At 67.3% G+C, this 19,339-nt stretch carries 16 protein-coding genes; 8 read left to right on the plus strand and 8 right to left on the minus strand.

What is annotated here, in order from left to right:
* Positions 1 to 18: 18 nt before the first annotated feature.
* From treZ to ACQVDU_RS06300, 4 genes are all read right to left on the minus strand, one after another.
* Entirely contained in the window at positions 19 to 1,818 is a 1,800-nt protein-coding gene (gene treZ / locus ACQVDU_RS06285) for a malto-oligosyltrehalose trehalohydrolase (RefSeq protein WP_443476565.1), read from the minus strand.
* The gene (gene treY, locus ACQVDU_RS06290; protein ID WP_443476566.1) at positions 1,815 to 4,271 is read right to left on the minus strand and encodes a malto-oligosyltrehalose synthase; all 2,457 of its coding nucleotides are present in this window, start codon (positions 4,269 to 4,271) and stop codon (positions 1,815 to 1,817) included. The genes treZ and treY overlap by 4 nt, the downstream gene beginning before the upstream one ends.
* Positions 4,272 to 4,273: 2 nt before the next feature.
* Positions 4,274 to 6,484: a glycogen debranching protein GlgX gene (gene glgX / locus ACQVDU_RS06295; protein ID WP_443476567.1), complete on the minus strand. Its 2,211-nt coding sequence runs from the start codon at positions 6,482 to 6,484 to the stop codon at positions 4,274 to 4,276.
* A gap of 117 nt (positions 6,485 to 6,601) precedes the next feature.
* Entirely contained in the window at positions 6,602 to 7,306 is a 705-nt protein-coding gene (locus ACQVDU_RS06300; protein WP_443476753.1) for a GTP pyrophosphokinase, read from the minus strand.
* A 233-nt stretch (positions 7,307 to 7,539) separates the two neighbouring features.
* On the opposite strand from ACQVDU_RS06300, the gene ACQVDU_RS06305 reads away from it, so the two are divergent.
* Genes ACQVDU_RS06305 through ACQVDU_RS06315 form a run of 3 tightly spaced genes read left to right on the plus strand, consistent with a single transcriptional unit; the run spans position 7,540 to position 10,758 of the window.
* Complete coding sequence (locus ACQVDU_RS06305) at positions 7,540 to 8,316, plus strand: hypothetical protein (RefSeq protein WP_300594297.1); 777 nt, start codon at positions 7,540 to 7,542, stop codon at positions 8,314 to 8,316.
* Between the two features lie 4 nt (positions 8,317 to 8,320).
* Positions 8,321 to 9,589 (plus strand): aminotransferase class III-fold pyridoxal phosphate-dependent enzyme, encoded by a 1,269-nt coding sequence (locus ACQVDU_RS06310; protein WP_443476568.1) that lies wholly within the window; start codon positions 8,321 to 8,323, stop codon positions 9,587 to 9,589.
* The gene (locus ACQVDU_RS06315) at positions 9,586 to 10,758 is read left to right on the plus strand and encodes an MFS transporter (protein WP_300593114.1); all 1,173 of its coding nucleotides are present in this window, start codon (positions 9,586 to 9,588) and stop codon (positions 10,756 to 10,758) included. The genes ACQVDU_RS06310 and ACQVDU_RS06315 overlap by 4 nt, the downstream gene beginning before the upstream one ends.
* On the opposite strand, the gene ACQVDU_RS06320 is transcribed toward ACQVDU_RS06315, so the two are convergent.
* Positions 10,731 to 12,050, minus strand: coding sequence for a xylulokinase (locus ACQVDU_RS06320; RefSeq protein WP_300593116.1), 1,320 nt, complete (start codon positions 12,048 to 12,050; stop codon positions 10,731 to 10,733). The two genes, ACQVDU_RS06315 and ACQVDU_RS06320, sit on opposite strands and share 28 nt — an antisense overlap.
* Before the next feature lie 4 nt (positions 12,051 to 12,054).
* Complete coding sequence (xylA, locus tag ACQVDU_RS06325; RefSeq protein WP_300593119.1) at positions 12,055 to 13,242, minus strand: xylose isomerase; 1,188 nt, start codon at positions 13,240 to 13,242, stop codon at positions 12,055 to 12,057.
* Positions 13,243 to 13,333: 91 nt separating this feature from the next.
* Here xylA and ACQVDU_RS06330 point away from each other — a divergent pair, with 91 nt between their 5' ends.
* The gene (locus ACQVDU_RS06330) at positions 13,334 to 14,530 is read left to right on the plus strand and encodes an ROK family transcriptional regulator (RefSeq protein ID WP_300593121.1); all 1,197 of its coding nucleotides are present in this window, start codon (positions 13,334 to 13,336) and stop codon (positions 14,528 to 14,530) included.
* On the opposite strand, the gene ACQVDU_RS06335 is transcribed toward ACQVDU_RS06330, so the two are convergent.
* A complete protein-coding gene (locus tag ACQVDU_RS06335; protein ID WP_300593124.1) occupies positions 14,484 to 14,873 on the minus strand; it encodes a response regulator transcription factor in 390 nt (129 codons plus the stop codon). The genes ACQVDU_RS06330 and ACQVDU_RS06335 overlap by 47 nt on opposite strands.
* Positions 14,874 to 14,971: 98 nt before the next feature.
* Here ACQVDU_RS06335 and ACQVDU_RS06340 point away from each other — a divergent pair, with 98 nt between their 5' ends.
* The 4 genes from ACQVDU_RS06340 to ACQVDU_RS06355 all read left to right on the plus strand — a co-directional run bounded on the left by ACQVDU_RS06340 (position 14,972) and on the right by ACQVDU_RS06355 (position 18,289).
* Complete coding sequence (locus ACQVDU_RS06340; RefSeq protein ID WP_300593127.1) at positions 14,972 to 16,999, plus strand: ATP-binding protein; 2,028 nt, start codon at positions 14,972 to 14,974, stop codon at positions 16,997 to 16,999.
* A 120-nt stretch (positions 17,000 to 17,119) separates the two neighbouring features.
* A complete protein-coding gene (locus ACQVDU_RS06345) occupies positions 17,120 to 17,521 on the plus strand; it encodes a DUF4259 domain-containing protein (protein WP_300593130.1) in 402 nt (133 codons plus the stop codon).
* A gap of 53 nt (positions 17,522 to 17,574) precedes the next feature.
* On the plus strand, positions 17,575 to 17,934 hold the full coding sequence (locus ACQVDU_RS06350) for a YidH family protein (protein ID WP_300593133.1): 360 nt from the start codon (positions 17,575 to 17,577) through the stop codon (positions 17,932 to 17,934).
* A gap of 10 nt (positions 17,935 to 17,944) precedes the next feature.
* Positions 17,945 to 18,289 (plus strand): DUF202 domain-containing protein, encoded by a 345-nt coding sequence (locus ACQVDU_RS06355; RefSeq protein WP_300593136.1) that lies wholly within the window; start codon positions 17,945 to 17,947, stop codon positions 18,287 to 18,289.
* Here ACQVDU_RS06355 and ACQVDU_RS06360 read toward each other — a convergent pair.
* Positions 18,275 to 19,291, minus strand: coding sequence for a LacI family DNA-binding transcriptional regulator (locus tag ACQVDU_RS06360; RefSeq protein ID WP_300593138.1), 1,017 nt, complete (start codon positions 19,289 to 19,291; stop codon positions 18,275 to 18,277). The two genes, ACQVDU_RS06355 and ACQVDU_RS06360, sit on opposite strands and share 15 nt — an antisense overlap.
* Between the last annotated feature and the right edge of the window lie 48 nt (positions 19,292 to 19,339).

Genomic DNA, 19,339 nt, shown 5'->3' on the forward strand with positions numbered 1-19,339 from the left:
CGGGAGGTCATCTGCGGGTCAGCGGGCGGGCGCGACGATCGCGGCGGTGTCGGGGGCGAGGGTCAGGACGGATGCCGCGCCGGTTGAGTCGGAGGTGGATGCCTCGGCGATGACAGTCGCTGCTCCCGTGCCTCCCGTGTGCAGCAGGATGACGGCATCCGGCGCGACCGCGAAGGTGTGGGATGCCCCGGTGAGGTTCACGAGAACGGACAACGCCCCCCGCTGAAGGACAAACCACCGCGCCCGCGGGTCCTCCCCATCGGGGCCGCTCCCCGCGAGCGCGTCGCAGTCAGCGAAGGCGGGGGCTGTCAGCTCGGACCGCTCGCGCCGCAGGGCGGCAAGGTCACGATAGAGCTGGAGCAGGCGCGCGTGGTCGACCCCCACCTCCGGCGATGTGGATGCCTCAGCCCAGTCGAGCTTCGAGCGGTGGAAGGTCTCGGGATCCTGCGGGTCGGGCACGATCGCGGGGTCCCAGCCCATCCGCGCGAACTCCTCGATGCGACCTTTCGCGGTGGCCTCGCCGAGCTCAGGCTCCGGATGCGACGTGAAGAACTGCCACGGCGTGGATGCTCCCCACTCCTCCCCCATGAACAGCATCGGCGTCCCGGGAGTAGTGAGCGTCAGGAGCGCGGCCACGGCGAGCCGGTCGGTGGACAGGGTCTCGCTGAGCCTGTCACCGGTGGCGCGATTGCCGATCTGATCATGGTCTTGCCCGAACGTCACCAGACGCCAGGTGGGGACTGTCGGCGGAATAGGGAAACCGTGATCCCGCCCGCGGAACGACGAGTAGGTGCCGTTGTGGAAGAACCCCTCGGTCCACACCTTCGGGAGAGCCCCGAGCGCCCCGAAGTCCTCGTAGTAGCCGACGGTCTCGCCGCTGACCGCGACGTGGAGTGCATGGTGGTAGTCGTCGCTCCACTGTGCCGTCAGTCCGTAGCCGCCGGCTTCCCGCGGCAGGATCAGGGTCGGGTCGTTCAGATCGGACTCCGCGATGAGGGTCAGCGGGCGACCCTGGTGCGCCGAGAGCGCGTCGGCGGCTTCGGCGATCTCCTGCAGGATGTGGGTCGGGCTCTCATCGTGCAGGGCGTGTACGGCATCCAGTCGCAGTCCGTCGACGTGGTAGTCGCGCAGCCACAGGAGCGTGTTCTCGACGATGAAATCACGCACTTCGCGCGCGTCGAGGTTCACCGACAGGCCCCACGTGTTGCGCGCCGCATCCCGAAGGTACGGACCGAACTCGGGCAGATAGTTTCCGCTGGGGCCGAGGTGGTTGTAGACGACGTCCTGTATGACCGCGAGGCCCGCGGCGTGGGCGGCGTCCACGAACCGCTGGTAGGCGGCGGGGCCGCCGTAAGCCTCGTGGACGGTGTACCAGAGCACGCCGTCGTAGCCCCAGTTCCAGACGCCGTTGAAGCCGTTGACCGGCAACAGCTCTACGTGGGTGACGCCCAGGGAGACGAGGTGATCGAACCGCTCGATCGCGGCATCCAGCGTGCCCTCTGGCGTGAAGGTACCGACGTGCAGCTCGTAGATCAGACCCCCGGCCAGCTGCCGCCCTGTCCAGGCCCCGTCGGTCCACGCGAACGCGCCGGCATCAAAGAAGGCGGATGCCTCGTGCACCCCCCGCGGCTGCCGACGCGACCGCGGATCGGGGCGTAGCGCGTCGGCGTCACCGAGGACGAAGCCGTATTCATCGCCGTCCACAAGCTCAACGTCAGCCGTCCACCACCCGCGCTCGCCCGCGGCCATCTCCAGATCCGGATGCCCCTGCCGACGCATCCGTACTCGCTCCGCTCGGGGCGCCCAGACCTCGATCATGCTTCCTCCGCTTCGCTGAGACCCGAGACGCCGGATCCTGCGTGAGACACCCCGTCACGCTCAGTGTCTCGGCGCGGGTCGGGTGTCTGACGTGTCAGGAGCGCGACAGGCAGCGCGCTCAGCACCTCCGCCAGCGGCAACTCTCCGCCGGGATACGCCCGGCCCGTCAGCGCATCGGTCCAGGTGCCGCCTGGAATCAGCATCCGGGTGTCGCCCCAGCCGCCGCGTGCCGCCAGTCCCACCGGCAGCCGGGTCGCAATGGCGATCGCCCCGCCCCGGTCGAAAGCTATCGCGTGCCCGGATACCGAACCCAGCAGCTCGACGGGCAGGTAGCGCGTGAACAGCTCGGGCCGGTCTCGGCGCATCCGCAGCACGCGGGAGGTAACGAGGAGCTTCGCGGCTCCCGAGGCATCGATCGCCGGAACATTCCCCTCAGTCGCAGCACGGTCGAGGTCCGCCAGCATCGCTGCGCGCTGTGCGAAGTCGACGGCGCGACGGTTGTCGGGGTCTACCAGTGAGGTCTCCCACAGCTCCGAGCCCTGGTACACGTCGGGAACCCCGGGACCTGCCAACTGCACGAGCTTCGCCGACAGCGAGTTGCTCCAGCCCGGCTGCGCGACCTCGTCGACGAAAGCCTCAACCAGCTCCCGCGCGGGACCGTACGCGGCATCCACGACGGCGTGCATCCGGCGCTCGAAGTCGGCATCCGGGTTCCACCAGGTCGTCACCTCTGCCGCTTCCCGCGCTGCCTTCTCGGCATAGGCATGCAGGCGCTCGGGGGTCGCGGGCCATGAGCCGATGATCGCCTGCCACAGCAGGGAATCGAACGGCCCATGCCCCGTCGAGGCGAGGGCCCGCAGCTCTTCGAGCACAGCGGCCCAGCGATGCGGGATCTCGGCGAGCACCGAGAGGCGAGCACGCACATCCTCGCCGCGCTTGGTGTCGTGCGTCGAGAGCGACGTCATGGACCGAGGGCGCTGCGCCTGCCGGCGGGCGACGGCTTCGTGGAAGCCCTCCACAGTCAGCGAGAAAACCGACGGATCCCCACCGACCTCGGTGAGGGTGCCCAGGCGCGTGGCGCGATAGAACGCGGTGTCTTCGACGCCCTTGGCCATCACGGGGCCCGTCGTCTGCTGGAAGCGGCGAGCGACCTCGAGCGTCGGGTCGGCCAGGAACGGCGAGAGCGCACCGATCGTCTCGGCGAGGTCGGGGCGCCGAACGGATGCCTCAGCGAGCGCTTCGTCGAGCGCCTCCCGTCCCGCGGGAAGGTAGGAGCGGTAAACGGGGAAGCAGGCGAGGATCTCGGCCAGAGCATCATCGGCATCCGGGACCTGCTCAGGCAAGCACCGCACGAGTCGGGCAATCTCGCTGCGCTGAATCGTGTCGGCGATCATCCGCTTGGTGTCGTGGATCAGATCGGGCCAGGGCTGCGCGGGCGGCAGGCCGGTAGCGCTGCGCAGCCGCTCATCGAGCGCGTCGAGCGCCCCCTCGCCGTCGGGGTCGATGAGGACGCGGTCGATCTCGGCCATGGCGTCGTACCCGGTGGTGCCGTCGGTGTCCCACGAGGCCGGCAGGAGCTCCGGATGCGGCGTCGCACTGTGCTCGAGGATCTTCTCGACCAGCGTGTAGCGGCGGCCGGTGAGGGCGCCAAGTCGTTCGAGGTAGCCGCCGGGATCGACGAGCCCGTCGGGGTGATCGATGCGCAGGCCATCGGCCAGCCCGTCCCGGAACCACCGCGCCACCTCTTCGTGGGCCTCGTCGAACACGACAGGGTCCTCGACGCGGGCTCCGGCAAGGGTCGAGACCGCGAAGAAGCGCCGATAGTTCAGCTCGGATGCCTCGAGCTGCCAGAACATGAGCTCGAAGTGCTGGCGGGCGAGAACCTGGCGAACGGCATCCGGGTACGACGTCGCCTCCGCCGGTGCAGTCGCCTCGGCGAGCGGGAACTCGTGGTCGAAGTACCGCGCCATGCCGTACGGAGCCCGGGCCGTGGGCTTCGGATCAACCCGAATTTCCATCGCATCGATGACCTCGTCGGCCTCCGATCCGAGCACGGGAACCCTCACCTTGCCGCCACCGAACTCCCAGTCGATGTCGAACGCTGCCGCATACCGCGAGCTTCTGCCCCGAAGCAGCACGTCCCACCACCAGGGGTTTTCGACTGGCACCGCGATCCCCATGTGGTTGGGGACCGTATCGATGAGGATGCCGAGCCCGGCCGCCCGCGCGGCCGCGGCAAAACGTGCCAGACCCTCCGCTCCGCCGCGAGCAGGATCAACCCGCGTCGGGTCGACGACGTCATAGCCGTGGTCGGATCCCGGGGTCGACTTCAGCAACGGCGAGAGATAGGCCCACCCAACGCCCAGATCACGCAGGTAGCCGGTCACGCCGGCGGCGGCATCCAGGTCGAACGCGGCGCGGATCTGCAGGCGGTACGTCGACGTGGGATGCATCACTACCTCGGCAGTTCTTCCTTGGGGGCAGCCCCCGGGACTTCGTCCATCTGGACTGTTCCGGTGGCCAGCGACGCGGCGACGAATCTGTCGACCTCGACCTCTTCTTCGACGTGCTCGCACAGCACGACCACCGACTTCGCTGCGAGCTCCAGCGCAGCCCCGGGATGGACCGGCTCAGTGTTCGCGAGGGTTCCCGCCGTGTCGACCAGCACATCCCAGTTGGGGCTGAAATCGACATCCGGCAGCGTGAACTCAACCGGCTCGTCGCCGGCGTTGAACAGGATGAGGAAGTGCGCGTCGGTAATCGGTTCGCCACGGCGATCCCGTTCACGGATGCCATTGCCGTTGAGGAACACCCCGATCGACCGCCCGAACCCGGAGTCCCAATCTTCCGGCTGCATCTGCGTGCCGTCTGGGCGCAGCCACACGATGTCGGGGATCCGCTCGACCTCTTCACGGCGCACCGGGCGGCCATCGAAGAAGCGACGACGCCGGAACGTGGGGTGATCGCGGCGCAGCCGGGCCAACGCGGCGGTGAAGTCGATCAGGCTCGCGTCGACGTGCTCCCAGTCGATCCAGGTGATGTCGTTGTCCTGCGCGTAGCCGTTGTTGTTCCCTCGCTGCGTGCGGCCGAGCTCATCGCCGTGCAGCAGCATCGGCACACCCTGCGACAGCAGCAGGGTGGCGATGAAGTTGCGCTGCATCCGCTCGCGCAGCTCATTGATCTCGGGATCATCGGTCGGGCCCTCGACACCGAAGTTCATCGACCGGTTGTCGTCGGCGCCGTCGCGGCCATCCTCACCGTTGGCGTCGTTGTGCTTGTGTTCGTACGAGACGAGGTCGCGCAGGGTGAACCCGTCGTGCGCCGTGACGAAGTTGATGGATGCCACCGGCCAGCGCCCCGAGTGCGCATACAGGTCGCTCGAGCCGGTCAGCCGCGACGCGAACTCACCGAGCGCCTGCGGCTCGCCTCGCCAGAAGTCGCGGACGGTGTCGCGGTACTTGCCGTTCCACTCGGTCCACTGCGGGGGGAAGTTCCCGACCTGGTAGCCGCCGGGGCCGACATCCCAGGGCTCGGCGATGAGCTTGACCTGACTGACCACCGGATCTTGCTGCACGAGCTCGAAGAAGGTGGCGAGCCGGTCGACGTCATAGAACTCTCGGGCGAGGGTCGCGGCGAGGTCGAAACGGAATCCGTCGACATGCATCTCGAGCACCCAGTACCGCAGCGAGTCCATGATCAGCTGCAGCGCGTGCGGGTTGCCGACGTTCAGGCTGTTGCCTGTGCCGGTGTAGTCGGTGTAGTACCGCTTGTCGTCATTTTCGAGTCGGTAGTACGCCTCGTTGTCGATGCCGCGGAACGAGAGCGTGGGTCCCAGGTGGTTGCCCTCGGCGGTGTGGTTGTAGACGACATCCAGGATGACCTCGATACCGGCCTCGTGCAGGGCCCGCACCATCCCCTTGAACTCCTGCACCTGCTGCCCGCGCTGGCCTGAGGACGCGTACGTGTTCTGTGGCGCGAGGAAGGCGATGGTGTTGTAGCCCCAGTAGTTCGAGAGGCCTTTCTCTTCCAGCATCGAGTCGTTGATGAACTGGTGCACCGGAAGCAGCTCGATCGCCGTGACGCCGAGCCGCTTCAGGTGCTCGATGATCAGCGGATGCGCGATCGCACTGTAGGTCCCGCGGATCTCATCCGGAATATCGGGATGCCGCATCGTCAGTCCCTTGACGTGGGCTTCGTAGATGAAGGACTCCGAGTAGGGGATGCGGAGCGGTCGATCACCCCCCCAGTCGAAGAAGGGGTTGATGACGACGCCCTTCATCATCTCGGCCGCGGAGTCGTCGTCGTTGCGGGAGTCTGGGTCGCCGAAGGTGTATCCGAAGACCGACTGCCCCCAGGTCACCTGCCCGTCGACAGCTTTGGCATAGGGGTCCAGGAGCAGCTTGTTGGGGTTGAATCGCTTGCCGCTGGCGGGGTCATACTCGCCGTGCACGCGGTAGCCGTAGCGCTGGCCCGGTGCGATGTTCGGGAGGTACGCGTGCCAAACGTAGGCATCGACCTCGAGCATGTCGACGCGTGTCTCACGCCCCCGCTCACCGAACAGGCAGAGCTCGACGCGCTCAGCACCCTCACTGAAGAGGGCGAAGTTGGTTCCGTTCCCATCGAAGGTCGCACCCAACGGATACGCCGACCCTGGCCATGTTTGCACGGCACCCCTTCCCGGTGGGATTCCACCCTAGTCGAGCGGGGTTTCGAGATGGGGGTGGTTGCTCAGGAGAGTGCGTCCCTGATAGGGCGCGCCCCTGGCCCTGCGTGATGGCGAGGGTCAGACCTCAAGCGTGCGCGGCGGGGCGGGGCGGATGCCGTGCACCTGCCGGTGCAGGCGCTGCATCCGTTCATCCAGCTCTGCGGCGCTGGCCGCGGCATCCTTCAGCTCCGCGAGGAGACTCTCGGGCACCTGCCGTTCGAACTTGTAGTAGATCTTGTGCTCCAGGCTCGCCCAGAAATCCATCGCGATCGTGCGGAACTGGACCTCGACCGGGACATCGACGCGGCCGGTGGAAAGGAACACGGGAACCCGCACGATCGCGTGCAGGCTCTTGTATCCGTTGGGTTTCGGATCGGCGATGTAGTCCTTGACCGAGTACACCTCGATGTCGTCCTGCTGGGTGAGCAGGTCAAACAGGCGATAGGTGTCTGCCACGAAGCTGCACGTGACCCGGACTCCCGCGATATCGGTGATGTGCTCCCGGATCGAGTCGAAGTCCCCGTCGATGCCTTTGCGTCCGACTTTGGCGACGAGACTGTCCGCGGATTTCACGCGACTGGAGATGTGCTCGATCGGGTTGTAGTCGTGCAGCTGCAGAAACTCGTCGCGGAGGATCTCGACCTTCGTCTCGATCTCCTTGAGCCCGAACTGGTACGGCAGGAGGAATCGCTGTACCTCATCCCGGGCCGCGCGCAGTTGCGAGAGCGAGACGGTTACTTCATCGGAAGCGAGGTCTGGGAGTTGCGGGGTCGCAGGGTGCATGGCCGACGCGTGACTCATGCCCTCAACCTACGAAGCGCGGGTACGAGATCGCTGTGAGCCTGGCATCCGGTCTGAGGGTTGGCGGCGCGTCACAGCGAGAAGTCCGCGCGTTTCGCTCTCGTAAAATCATCGCCGCGCGCTTGGTTCTCGGGGTGCGGGCCTGGTTCGATAACCAAAGTTGGTCAAACGTCCAACTTTGGTCGGACTCCTCCCAGCCGAACCGAAGGAACACGATGCTCACGCACATTGATGAACGGGTCCTCGCGGCCATCAACCTGCACGCCGTCCTGGGCGCGCTCCCCCGTCTGATCGAGCTCTCCCCGGATGCTGCGCGTCTGCTGGCCCGCGAGACGAGCAGGCCGACCACACTCTCGCTGTCCGCGCCAGGCGGCCTGCGCGCGCACTACCGATTCGAGCGGAGCGGGATCACCTCACTCACCGAGCGCGAGGGGCGCGGTCCCACCCTGATGTTCCGCTCGGCCGCGCACCTCAACGCCGTCATCGCGGGCACGGCGCAGCCGATCCCGGTCGCAGGTCCCGCCGGCATCCGCTTCCTCACGCGCGTGTTCACGCCGCTGACCGAGATGCTGGCCCGGATGCTTCGCCCGAGCGAGGATGACTTCGCCGATCCGGTGTTCGCCGAGCGCAGCACTCTGCTCACGCTCGATGTCGCGGCCCACGCGATCGCGGTCGTCGCCAACGAAGACCTCAGTGGCAAGTTCTCGGCAGCCCACATGCCCGACGGCGATCTCGATTTCGAGGTGGGTGACGACATCCGCTACCGCTTCGAAGTCCAGGGCCACCGCGTGCGCGTCGACCCCGACCACAGCGATGCACCGCGCGCGGCGCTGCGCTTTGCCGACCTCGACGTGGCAGGCGGCATCCTCTCGGGCCGCGAGAGCGCGCTGGCCTGCGTCTGCGATGGACGCCTGCAGATGCGCGGCTTCATCCCTCTCATCGACAACACCAGCCGCATCCTCGACCGTGTCGGCACCTACCTCGGAGCGTGACAGCATGACCACCCCCACCCTGACGGCACCGAACTCCTACGCCAAGAGCCAGGAGATCTTCGACAGAGCTGTCCGCGTGATCCCCGCGGGAGTTCCCGGACACCTCGGCCCGAGCGAAGGATGCTTCATCCCCCGCACCGCCTTCCCCCTCTTCTCGGAGCGCGCGGAGGGCACTCGGTTCTGGGATGTCGATGGCAACGAGTTCATCGACTACATGTGCGGCTACGGCCCCAATGTCCTCGGCTATGGCGATCCTGATGTCGCCGCCGCAGCTCGGGCGCAGGCCGCGAAGGAGGATGTCGTCTCGATTCCCTCCTCGATCATGGTCGACTTCGCCGAACTGCTCGTCGACACCGTCGCCTCGGCAGACTGGGCATTTTTCGCCAAGAACGGCGGAGACGCCACGACCCTCGCGATCATGACCGCGCGGGCGGCGACCGGCCGGCGGCGCATCGTGTTCATCGAGGGCTACTACCACGGCGTCGCACCGTGGACGCAGAAGCTCGACTACCCTGGCGTGCTCGACACCGACGTGCAGGGCAACATCGAGGTGCCGTGGAACGACGTCGCCGCGATGCGCCGCGTGTTCACCGAGCACCGCGGCGAGATCGCCGCCCTCATCGCCCAGCCCTACAAGCACGGCAACTTCTTCGACAACGAGCTGCCCGCCCAGGGATACTGGCGGCAGGTGCGGGCACTGTGCGACGAGTTCGGGGTAGTCCTTATCTGCGACGACGTGCGCGCGGGCTGGCGGCTCGACCTTGCCGGGAGCGACCACTTCTATGGTTTCGAGGCTGACCTCATCTGTTTCTGCAAGGCCATCGCCAATGGCTACAACGTCTCGGCGCTGTGCGGCAAAGACAGTCTGAAGGAGGCGGTGAGCAGCATCACCTACACCGGCAGCTACTGGATGAGCGCGGTGCCGTTCGCGGCGGGAATCGCCACGATCAGCAAGCTCAAGACGCTGGACGCCCCGCGCCTGTTCCGCGAGCTCGGGACCTTTCTTACGACCGGCCTGGTGGATGTCGCAGCCTCCCACGACCTGACTCTTGTCGCCTCGGGAGAGCCCGCCCTGTTCTACCTCCGACTTGCCGACGATCCCTCGCTCATGCTCCACCAGCGCTGGATCGCCGAGTGCGTGCGTCGCGGCGTCTTTCTCACCTCGCACCACAACCACTTCATCAACGCGGCACTCACCGAGTCCGACATCGCCCGCACCCTGGACGTGGCTGACGAGGCGTTCCGCGTCATCCTCGCCGAGGGCGCCGCATGAGTGGGGTGCGGCGGGCCGCGGTCTTCGCCGCCTACGGCGCGCAGGGCCTCGGGTACGCCACCGTCGTCACGGCACTGCCTGCCCTCAAACACCGGGTCGGCATCGATGACACCATGGTGTCGATCCTCCTGCTGAGCACCGCGATCGCGGCAGCAGCGGGGTCGGTGCTGGCTGACCTCATCGCCGTGCGCTGGGGAAGCCGGCAGGCTCTGGCCACCGGTCTGCTCGCGCAGGCTGCTGCCCTCGTGCTGGTCAGCGTGAGCGATTCCCTTCCCCTGCTGGCAGCGGCGGTGGGGGTGTACGGCGTGGGACTGGGTGCGGTGGATGCAGCATCCAACATGCAAGGTGCCCTCAGCCAGCGCACGTCGAAGTTCCCGATCTTCGGGCGCCTGTATGCGGCATACACGACAGCAGCAATCGTGGCCACGCTGGCGACCTCAGCGATCCTCGCCGGGGGTCTTCCCCCGATGACGACCCTGATCATCGCCGCTGTGGCGCAGGCTGCAGTCGCACTGTGGGGCATCCGCGCTTTCCACCCCGAGCGGGCTGCGCACCGCGTGCACGACGATCACGCCACGCGCACGCCGCTGCCCCGCCGGGCGATCTGGGCAGTGGGAACCCTCGTGTTCGCAGCCTTCATCGTCGACTCGGCTGTCTCCAGTTGGAGCACGCTCTACCTGGCCGATGGATTGCAGGTGGCTCCGGGGCTGACACCGCTCGGCTACGGCGGGTATCTGCTTGCCGTCCTGGTGGTGCGCCTTGCCACCGACCCGCTCGTGCGGCGCATCGGACGCACGCGCGTGGGCATCGGGGCAGTCATCCTGGGAACCGCCGGCGCGCTTATTGTCGCGCTGTTTCCCACCCTCCCGGGTGCGGTCATCGGCTTCACCGCCATGGGGGCAGCAGCGGGAGCACTCGTCCCGATCGCCTTCAGCCGCGCCGGTGAGCTCCTTCCATCCCGCAGCGACGAGGTCATTGCGCGCGTGAACCTCTTCAACTACGGCGGCGCGATCATCGGCGCTGTGGCCCTGGGGCTGCTGGCATCGGGCGCGGCGCTAGGACCCGCCTTCCTCATCCCGGGACTGCTGTTGGCAGCATCCTCACCGGTGCTGCGCGTGCTGCACCGCACCGGTGAGGCATCTCAGGCCGAGAGCACCCCGGCTGCCTGAGCTGCAGCTCCCAGAGCCACGTACTCACCGGGCGCCGGTACCTCCACGGGTATCCCGAACACCAGGGGCGCCACCTCGCGGACGGCGGCGGATTGCGCTCCGCCGCCGATGAGGAGTGCACGGCGCAGGGGCACACCCAGCGCGCGCAGGGCATCCAGTCCTGCACTGAGCCCCGACAGCATCCCTTCCACGGCAGCGCGGGCCAGATTCTCTCGCGTCGTGGAGGCAAGAGTCATGCCGGTGAGGGCAGCTGTCGCATCGGGCAGGTTCGGCGTGCGCTCACCCTCGAAGTACGGCACCAAGACGAGACCCCCGGCGCCGGGTGGGGCAGCCAGGGCGAGCTCGCTCAGACCGTCGTGGTCGACGCCGAGGAGGCCAGCGACGGCGTCGAGAACCCGCGCCGCGTTGAGGGTTGCGACCAGCGGGAGGAAATGGCCGTCGGCGTCGGCGAAGCCTGCCACCGTGCCGGAAGAGTCGATCGTGCGCCGCTCACTGACGGCGAAGACCGTGCCGCTGGTACCGATCGAGACCACCACGTCACCGGTGCCGGCACCGACCCCGAGTGCGGCGCCAGCGTTGTCGCCGGCACCGGGAGCCACGCGCCTGCCTGCCTCATCACTCACCCACTCACGCGGGCCCAGCACCCGCGGCAACACAGCATCGTGACCCAGGCCCTCGTGCAGCAACTCCCGGTCGTACCCGTCCACGCCAGGCGCCCACGCGTCGGGGCTCCAGTACCCCGTTCCCGAGGCATCCGAGCGGTCGGTGACAAGCTCATCGAGGACGGGGCCGAGCGAGGACTCGTCAACGGGACCGTAGCCGCGCAGACGCCACGTGAGCCAGTCGTGCGGAAGCGCCACTGCAGCAACCAGTGCCGCGGCGCGCGGCTCATGATCACGCAACCACCGGAGCTTGGTGAGGGTGAAGGAGGCTACCGGAACGAGACCCGTTCGCTCGGCCAGCTCGGCAGCACCGAACTGGGCGATGAGGTCGGTCGCGGCAGCAGCGGAACGGGTGTCGTTCCACAGCAGTGCGGGCCGGATGACGCGGCCATCGGCATCCAGCACAACCATGCCGTGCTGCTGGCCACCGATCGACCACGCAGCGACATCCTCGAGCCCGCCGGCCTGCGCGATAGCGCTCTGCAGCGCTTCCCACCACGCCTGGGGGTCGACCTCGGTGCCGGGCGGATGTGGCGCCCGCCCCTCGCGGACCACCACCCCGCTCTCGGCATCCGTGATGACAACCTTGCACGACTGCGTCGACGAGTCGACGCCCATCACCAGTGTCATCGGGTCAGCGTGCACCCATGAGGTGCTCGGTGGCCAGCTGCTGGAGCCGCACGAAACCGAAGCCCTTGCCTCCGAAGTACTGCGCCGGGTCGAAGTCCTCGTAGGCCGACCGGTCTGCGAGCAGATCGTCGTAGGACTCGCCCTCGCCGAGGGTCGTCACCGACAGCTCGGGCACGCGGGATGCGGCGAGCGCCTCCTGCACCTCTGGGTCGGCCCGGAATGCCTGCGCCCGCTCCTTGAGCAGGAGGTAGGTACGCATGTTGGCGGCGGCGGAGTCCCAGACCCCGGTCTCGTCCTCGGTGCGGCTGGGCTTGTAGTCGAAGTGGCGGGGCCCCTCGTAAGCGGGTCCGCCGTTCGGGCCGCCGTTCTCCAGCAGGTCCACCAGGGCGAAGGCGTTGTGCAGGTCGCCGTGGCCGAACACGAGATCCTGGTCGTACTTGATGCCCCGCTGGCCGTTGAGATCGATGTGATAGAGCTTGCCGTGGTACAGCGCCTGAGCGATACCGGCGGCGAAGTTCAGGCCCGCCATCTGCTCGTGGCCGACCTCGGGGTTGAGGCCCACCAGCTCCGGACGCTCGAGCGACTCGATGAAGGCGAGGGCGTGACCGACGGTGGGCAGCAGGATGTCGCCGCGCGGCTCGTTGGGCTTGGGCTCGATGGCGAAGCGGATGTCGTAACCCTTGTCGGTGACGTAGTCGCCGAGCAGGTTCACCGCCTCGCGGTAGCGCTCGAGGGCGGCACGGATGTCTTTCGCGGCGTCGTACTCGGCGCCTTCCCGTCCGCCCCACATGACGAAGGTCTTCGCGCCGAGCTCGGCGGCGAGGTCGAGGTTGCGCAGCACCTTGCGCAGGGCGAATCGGCGCACCTGACGGTCGTTGGAGGTGAAGCCACCGTCCTTGAAGACGGGCGCCGAGAAGAGGTTCGTGGTGACCATGGGGATGATCAGACCGGTGTCGGCCAGCGCGCCTTTGAGGCGGTCGATCTGGGTCTGGCGTTCGGCATCCGTGGACCCGAAGGCGAAGAGGTCGTCGTCGTGGAAGGTCAGGCCGTAGGCCCCGAGCTCGGCGAGCTTCTCGACGGCGTGGACGACGTCAAGCGCCGGCCGAGTGGGTCCACCGAACGGATCTGCCCCGTTGTAGCCGATGGTCCAGAGGCCGAAGGAGAACTTGTCGGCGGGGGTGGGGGTGGGCATGACTGCTCCTTTGCACGAGGCACACGGATAATTGTTGCGAGCAACAACCTATACCACGACGGATGCTGCCGCTATCCCCTACAGTGAACGCATGCTCGAGCCGGGAAACGACAGCGTGAGAACCCGCAATCTCGCACGCATCCTCGGGCAGGTCCATCTCGAGGGGCCCCGGTCACGGGCAGCGTTGACTCTCGCTACCGGGCTCAACCGGTCCACGATCGCCGACCTCGTGGCCGAACTGTGCACAGCAGGCCTGGTGACCGAGACCGCCCCCGACCCTTCCCGGCGTGTCGGGCGACCGTCGCCCATCGTCGCCGCCGACCCACGGGTCGTCGCGATAGCGGTCAACCCCGAGGTAGATGCCGTGACGATCGCGGCAGTCGCCCTCGACCAGTCGATAGCCGCTCGCCTTCGAATCGAGCGCTCCGAGCTCATCACTCCTGTCGAGACCGCCACCCTCGTGGCCGACACGATCGCCAGCTGGCGGAAGACGGAGCTCGCAGATCACCACATCGTGGGAGTCGGAGTCGCCGTTCCGGGGCTGGTGCGCGCCCGCGACGGACTGGTGCGTACCGCACCACACCTCGAGTGGCACGATGCGCCGATCCGCGAACTCGTTGCCCAGGCGACGGGTCTGGCGACAGCCGTCGACAACGACGCAACGCTCGGGGCGATCGCCGAGCATCTGTACGGCGCGGCGCGCGGACTCGATCACGTCGTCTACCTCAACGGCGGCGCGAGCGGTATCGGCGGCGGTCTCATCGTCCACGGGATGCCGGTGCGCGGCGTGTCGGGCTACGCCGGCGAGTTCGGTCAGAACCGCCCCGGCATCGCCGCCGCGACCGATCAACAAGCTCCCGACGGCGTCCTGGAAGACGAGGTCAGTCGCTCGCGACTCCTGCGGGCAGTCGGCCTGACAAGCGCTGACGACCCGACGCTGGCGGCAGCGCTGTCGACATCCGATGAGCCCGCCGTCGCAGCCGAAACGGACAGGCAACGGAGGGTCCTGGCGATAGCCCTAGCGAACGCCGTCAACGTCCTGAACCCTCGCGCGATCGTGCTCGGCGGCTTCCTGGCGATGCTCGCTGAGGGAGCAGCCGATCAGCTCACCGAGCTCGTTCGCGCGCAGTCGATGCCCGCGAACGCCGAAGACGTCGACATCCGCGCCGCAGTTCTCGCCGATGACCGGCTCTTGATCGGCGCAGCCGAGGCAGCCTTTGCTGCCCTGTTGGCAGATCCGCTCAGCCCGCTTTCGGATCGTCCTCGTCCGGCGGAAGCAGCGCACTAACCGCACTGAGCAACTCAACCTTGGTGAAGGGCTTGGTCACGACGGCAGAAAAGCCTTGCCCGCGGGCGTACTCGTGCTCGGCGGGGTCGGAGCGGGCGGTGAGAAGCAGCAGCGGCAGGGTCGCGAGCGAGTCATCTGACCGAACCGCCTGGGCTACGGCGATGCCGTCAAGACCTGGCATCATCCAATCGACAACCGCGAGGTCCGGTTTCGAGGCCTGGATCGCCCCGAGTCCAGCGGTTCCGTCGTAATACTCGTCGACATCGTGTCCTGCGCGCGCAAGCCTGATCGCGACGAGTCGGACGATGTCCGCGTCGTCATCAATGACGATGATGCGTGCCACGCGACCCTCCGTTCCGCAAAAGACTGCTCCAGACCTGCGAAAGGCCTTGCTGTGAGCCATGCTAGTCCGAAGGGGTGGGCAGGTCAGAAGGGATCGGAATGACGCGACCAAGCGTGGCGGCGACCATCGGTCAAGCCTCGCCCCTCTGGCGCGCAGCCCTCGTCTTCGGGCTGGTCGCGCTGAGCGGGGCGCTCGCCATCGTCTTCGCTCTCGAACAGCGTGGCGAGATGAACCTCGCGTGGTGGTGGCCGTCGGCGGCTGTCGGTGCAGTCGCGGCGGCAGCATCGCCGCTCCGGTGGCGCTGGCTCACCGTGATCGCGGTGGGTTTGGCCTCGGGCCTAGGCTCCGCGGTTGCCGACCGCCCGCTCTTGGTGGTCGTTCTGGGGTCACTGGGGGTCGCAGTCGAAGTGTGGGTGGTTGCGACAGCGGTCTCGCGCGAACAGGATCGACCCCGGCTGACAACACTGATGGATGTCGGTCGTTTCGCCATCGGGGCAATCAGCGGAGCAGCCATCGTCGGCGCGTTCGTGGGAGTCGCCCGCGAGTTCAGCGGCGGCAACTTCGTGGACGCCTTCTGGACGATCGGCGCGTCGCATCTCTCGGCGATGGTGCTGATCGCGCCGCTCGGGCTCATCGCCATCCCGCGCGCAGCATCCGCACGCTGGTGGCGCAGCGTCGTCCTCACCGTGGCCATGCTCGCCGCCACGGCTATCGCATTCTTCCCCGGCACACCTGTCGCCCTTCCGATCCTCGCCATGCCGCTCATGGCGTGGGCAGCGGTTGCCGAACCCATGTTCTTCGTCGCCGTGCAGCTTCTCGCGGTCGTTGGCACAGCCGCGGAGCTGACCGTCATCGGCGGGGGAGCGTACGCCGCCGCCAGCTCAGAGCTTCCGACAGCGACGGCGCTCCAGGTCTTCACGATCTGCCTCGGCGCGACCACTCTCGCGATCTCGGCTTCGCAGAACGACAGACGCGCACTCGAGAACAGACAGATGGCGGTATCGCACCTGCTTCACGACGCGTTCCGGCAGTCCAAGAGCGGGTTCGCGATCCTCCAAGAGGACAGCCCAGGCAAGTACTCCGTTCTGGAAGTCAACGCCTCGGCGGTCGTCCTGCTGCGCAGCGAGTTCGAACGCGCGGATACGGGGCGCTGGCGCCTTCGCGAGGATGCGCTCCTGCGACCGTCGCTTGCCGAGGCCACCTACGACGTGTCGGTGACCGTGGACTGGGAGGAGGTCGCGACGGGAAACCCGCCGGCCACCATTACGATCGATGCCGTAAACCGCTCGGGCTTGAACCGCGTGCTCCTCGTCTCGGTGCAGGACCTGCGGCCGCTTCGTGAAGCGGAGCTCGAGATGGAGTGGCGGTTGGAGCGCGAACGCCAGGTGAGCCGAACGTTCCAGGCCCTCACACAGCAGAAGGTCGACTTCGTCGCGAGTGTCACGCACGAGTTGAGGACCCCGATCACATCGATCCTCGGATTCGCCGAAGAGCTCAGCGACACGACCGACGACCCGAACGTACGCGAACAGGTCGACGTGATCCTCCGAAACGCGACGCGGCTGCGCGGCGTGATCGACGATGTGCTGCTGGTCTCAAAGCTCAGCCGAGGGCCTGCGACAGCTGACGCTCTGCCCGTCACGGATGCAGGGCTCGCGCTGCAGCGCAGCGTCGAAGACGCGAAGCACAGTATCCAGCAACGTCACCTTCGGGTTGCCGCTGAGATCGAGGCAGATCTGCCCGTTCACGGCCGGGAGATCGACCTGACGCGCGTTTTCACCAACATCCTCACCAACGCGATCAAGTTCTCGCCGGATCGCGGGACGATATCGATCGTTGCGTACCGTACCGAGCATCAGGTGGTCGTCACGGTCTCGGACCAGGGCGAGGGTATCGCCGAGGAGGACCTGACTCACATCTTCGATCGGTTCTATCGAAGCTCCTCGAGCACGAGCCGCGGGGTGCCGGGGACAGGTCTCGGCCTCGCGATCGTCAAGGAGCTGCTGTCGGCCATGGACGGCCGGATTGAGTTGGCTCGCGCAGAGCCGGCGGGCACGTGCGCGCAGATCACTCTTCCGATCGCTGACACGGAACCACCCGAGCTCTCCAGCGGCATGAGCTCCTGACCACCGGCTGCGACCCCGGAATCGTGCAGGAAGGGGACGTCACGAGCCTTTGCCCGGGGGTCATACCCGGGCCACCCGACGAGGGGCATCCGTTCATCCGCCACGAATATCGTGCCGGCCATGGGTGCGTGGAGTGGTGAGCCGTTCGGCAACGATATCGCGGCTGACTGGGCATGGGAACTCGAAGACGAGTCGGACTGGAGCTTCGTCGACGAAGCGTTGACGGAGGCCCTGGAGGACGGCGAGGAGATCGATCACGACACGGCGATCATCGCCGTCGCCGCAGCCGAAGTCGTCGCGCACGGTCTCGGGCATGCGACGCAGCGGGACGCGTACACCGAGGAAGTCGACTCGTTCATCGCGCGCGTGGGCCGCCCGACCGAAGACACCGTCGCTCTCGCGATCGCCGCTTTGGTCGCCGCCTGCGGGCCCGGCAGCGAGCTGGCGGCAGACTGGGCAGGGACGGGTGATCCGGGCTGGGATGAGTCGATCGAGCACCTTCGCGCCGCGCTCAGCGGCTGAGGGATCCTCATCGAGCGCTAGGGTGGTGACTCGTCAGCGAGCAGGGAGGACCGATGAGATCGCGGTTTCCGCAGTCCGTCTACCGCCATGGCTCCGAGCCGGATGTCCGATTCACGCTAGCCAATGAACGAACATTCCTTGCCTGGATCCGCACGGCGCTTGCGCTGATCGCGGGCGGCGTCGCCCTCGAGGTGCTCGGGTTGGCCCTGCACCCGGGCCTGCGGTTGGCAGCGAGCCTCGTGCTCATCGTCGTGGGCATGATCACCCCCGTTTTGGCTTGGCTCGGATGGCAAAGCAGCGAGCGGGCGCTGAGACTGGGTACGCCCCTGCCCGGCTCGCTTCTGGGCGCCGTCACGGGCGTTGCCGTGACGGTATCGGCAGCACTCATCCTGCTGGCGATCCTCTTCGCCTGAGGCGGTACGCGTGAGCGGCGACCTCTTCGACCGAGGACTCCAACCCGAGCGGACTGAACTGGCCCGGCGGCGGACCGCGCTGAGCATCGCGGTCGGATCTGTCGTCGCGATGCGACTGTTGCCCGCTGCCCTGGGAAGCGGATGGTGGATCGTGCCCGGCATCCTCGGAGTGATCTTCTCGGTGGTTCTGTGGGCATGGTCCCGCCGCCGCTACGAGAGCGTGTCGTTCGCGACTGTAGCGGCACAGGATCACACCCTCGTTCCTGACGGCGCACTCCTGATGACGCTGGCGGTGGTCGTGACGCTCATCGGGGCGCTGGGAGTCGTCGTGCTCGTCGCACTACCGCTCTACTGACGACCTCGGCGGGGCGGTCGTTGCGCGAGGGATGAGCTGCGTAGCAAGTCGGACATGGCGCTCGGGCGGTTCTTCGCCGTTCATGAGAGTCGTCAACAGCGACATGGCCGCCGCTCCCAGGCGCCGCATGGGCTGACGAACGGTGGTCAGCGGCGGCGACATCCGCGACGCTTCCAGCACGTCGTCGAAACCGATCACCGACAGATCGCGCGGGACCTCCAGCCCGATCTCCCGCGCGACCTCGATGATGCCGATGGCCGACAGGTCGTTGGCGGCGAAGACGGCGGTCGGGCGACGTGGTGACTCCAGCAGCGACAGAGCAGCGGTGCGCGCAGCATCCTGCTCATAGAAGCCGACACGCACGACGTCGGCGTCGTAGGGGATCCCCGCATCGGCCAACGCGCGGCGATACCCAGCGTCTCGGGCGCGCGAGGAGCGCAGGTCTGGTCGCCCGGCGACGAACCCGATGCGGCGGTGCCCGAGTTCGATCAGGTACTTGACTGCCGAGACAGCTCCGCCAAAGCTGTCCGCCTCGACGGTCGGCACGCCATCACCCGGACCAACGTGTGGGTCGATAGCGACGACCGGGATGTCGGCGACGATCGACTCCACGGTGGGTGTCACGATGATCGCACCATCGATGAGGCTCCCCGCCAGTCGCGCGAGCGACGTGTTCTCCCATCCGGCTCCGTGTACACGCCGCGCTGTGCTGTAGGCGAGCACGTCGAGCTCTAGTGACTCCGCAGCAGCCCCCACGCCCTTGAGGACTTCGGCGCTGAACGGCTCGAACTCGGCGACCAGAACACCGACGACACCCGTGCGCACACCGCGCATCCGGCTGGCAACGAGACTCGATTCGTAACCCATCTCGGCGACCACCCGCATGACCTTCTCGACGGTCTCGGGTGCCACCCCGTAACGCCCGTTGACGGCCTTAGAGACGGTGGCCACCGACACTCCCGCCGCGGTTGCGATATCGGTGATCGTCGGACGTCTCGCCATGAATGGTCACCCTAGCGGATGTTGAAAAGGTTTTCGAAAACGTTTGAC

The organism is Microbacterium sp. F2 (assembly GCF_052274505.1).
Taxonomy (GTDB): domain Bacteria; phylum Actinomycetota; class Actinomycetes; order Actinomycetales; family Microbacteriaceae; genus Microbacterium.

What these genes read in the sequence shown, in the direction of transcription:
- treZ (WP_443476565.1), bottom strand. Translation starts at nt 1,818, where the DNA reads ATGATCGAGGTCTGGGCGCCCCGAGCGGAGCGAGTACGGATGCGTCGG.
- treY (WP_443476566.1), bottom strand. Translation starts at nt 4,271, where the DNA reads ATGCATCCCACGTCGACGTACCGCCTGCAGATCCGCGCCGCGTTCGAC.
- ACQVDU_RS06300 (WP_443476753.1), bottom strand. Translation starts at nt 7,306, where the DNA reads ATGCACCCTGCGACCCCGCAACTCCCAGACCTCGCTTCCGATGAAGTA.
- ACQVDU_RS06305 (WP_300594297.1), top strand. Translation starts at nt 7,540, where the DNA reads ATGCTCACGCACATTGATGAACGGGTCCTCGCGGCCATCAACCTGCAC.
- ACQVDU_RS06310 (WP_443476568.1), top strand. Translation starts at nt 8,321, where the DNA reads ATGACCACCCCCACCCTGACGGCACCGAACTCCTACGCCAAGAGCCAG.
- ACQVDU_RS06315 (WP_300593114.1), top strand. Translation starts at nt 9,586, where the DNA reads ATGAGTGGGGTGCGGCGGGCCGCGGTCTTCGCCGCCTACGGCGCGCAG.
- ACQVDU_RS06320 (WP_300593116.1), bottom strand. Translation starts at nt 12,050, where the DNA reads ATGACACTGGTGATGGGCGTCGACTCGTCGACGCAGTCGTGCAAGGTT.
- xylA (WP_300593119.1), bottom strand. Translation starts at nt 13,242, where the DNA reads ATGCCCACCCCCACCCCCGCCGACAAGTTCTCCTTCGGCCTCTGGACC.
- ACQVDU_RS06330 (WP_300593121.1), top strand. Translation starts at nt 13,334, where the DNA reads ATGCTCGAGCCGGGAAACGACAGCGTGAGAACCCGCAATCTCGCACGC.
- ACQVDU_RS06340 (WP_300593127.1), top strand. Translation starts at nt 14,972, where the DNA reads ATGACGCGACCAAGCGTGGCGGCGACCATCGGTCAAGCCTCGCCCCTC.
- ACQVDU_RS06345 (WP_300593130.1), top strand. Translation starts at nt 17,120, where the DNA reads ATGGGTGCGTGGAGTGGTGAGCCGTTCGGCAACGATATCGCGGCTGAC.
- ACQVDU_RS06350 (WP_300593133.1), top strand. Translation starts at nt 17,575, where the DNA reads ATGAGATCGCGGTTTCCGCAGTCCGTCTACCGCCATGGCTCCGAGCCG.
- ACQVDU_RS06360 (WP_300593138.1), bottom strand. Translation starts at nt 19,291, where the DNA reads ATGGCGAGACGTCCGACGATCACCGATATCGCAACCGCGGCGGGAGTG.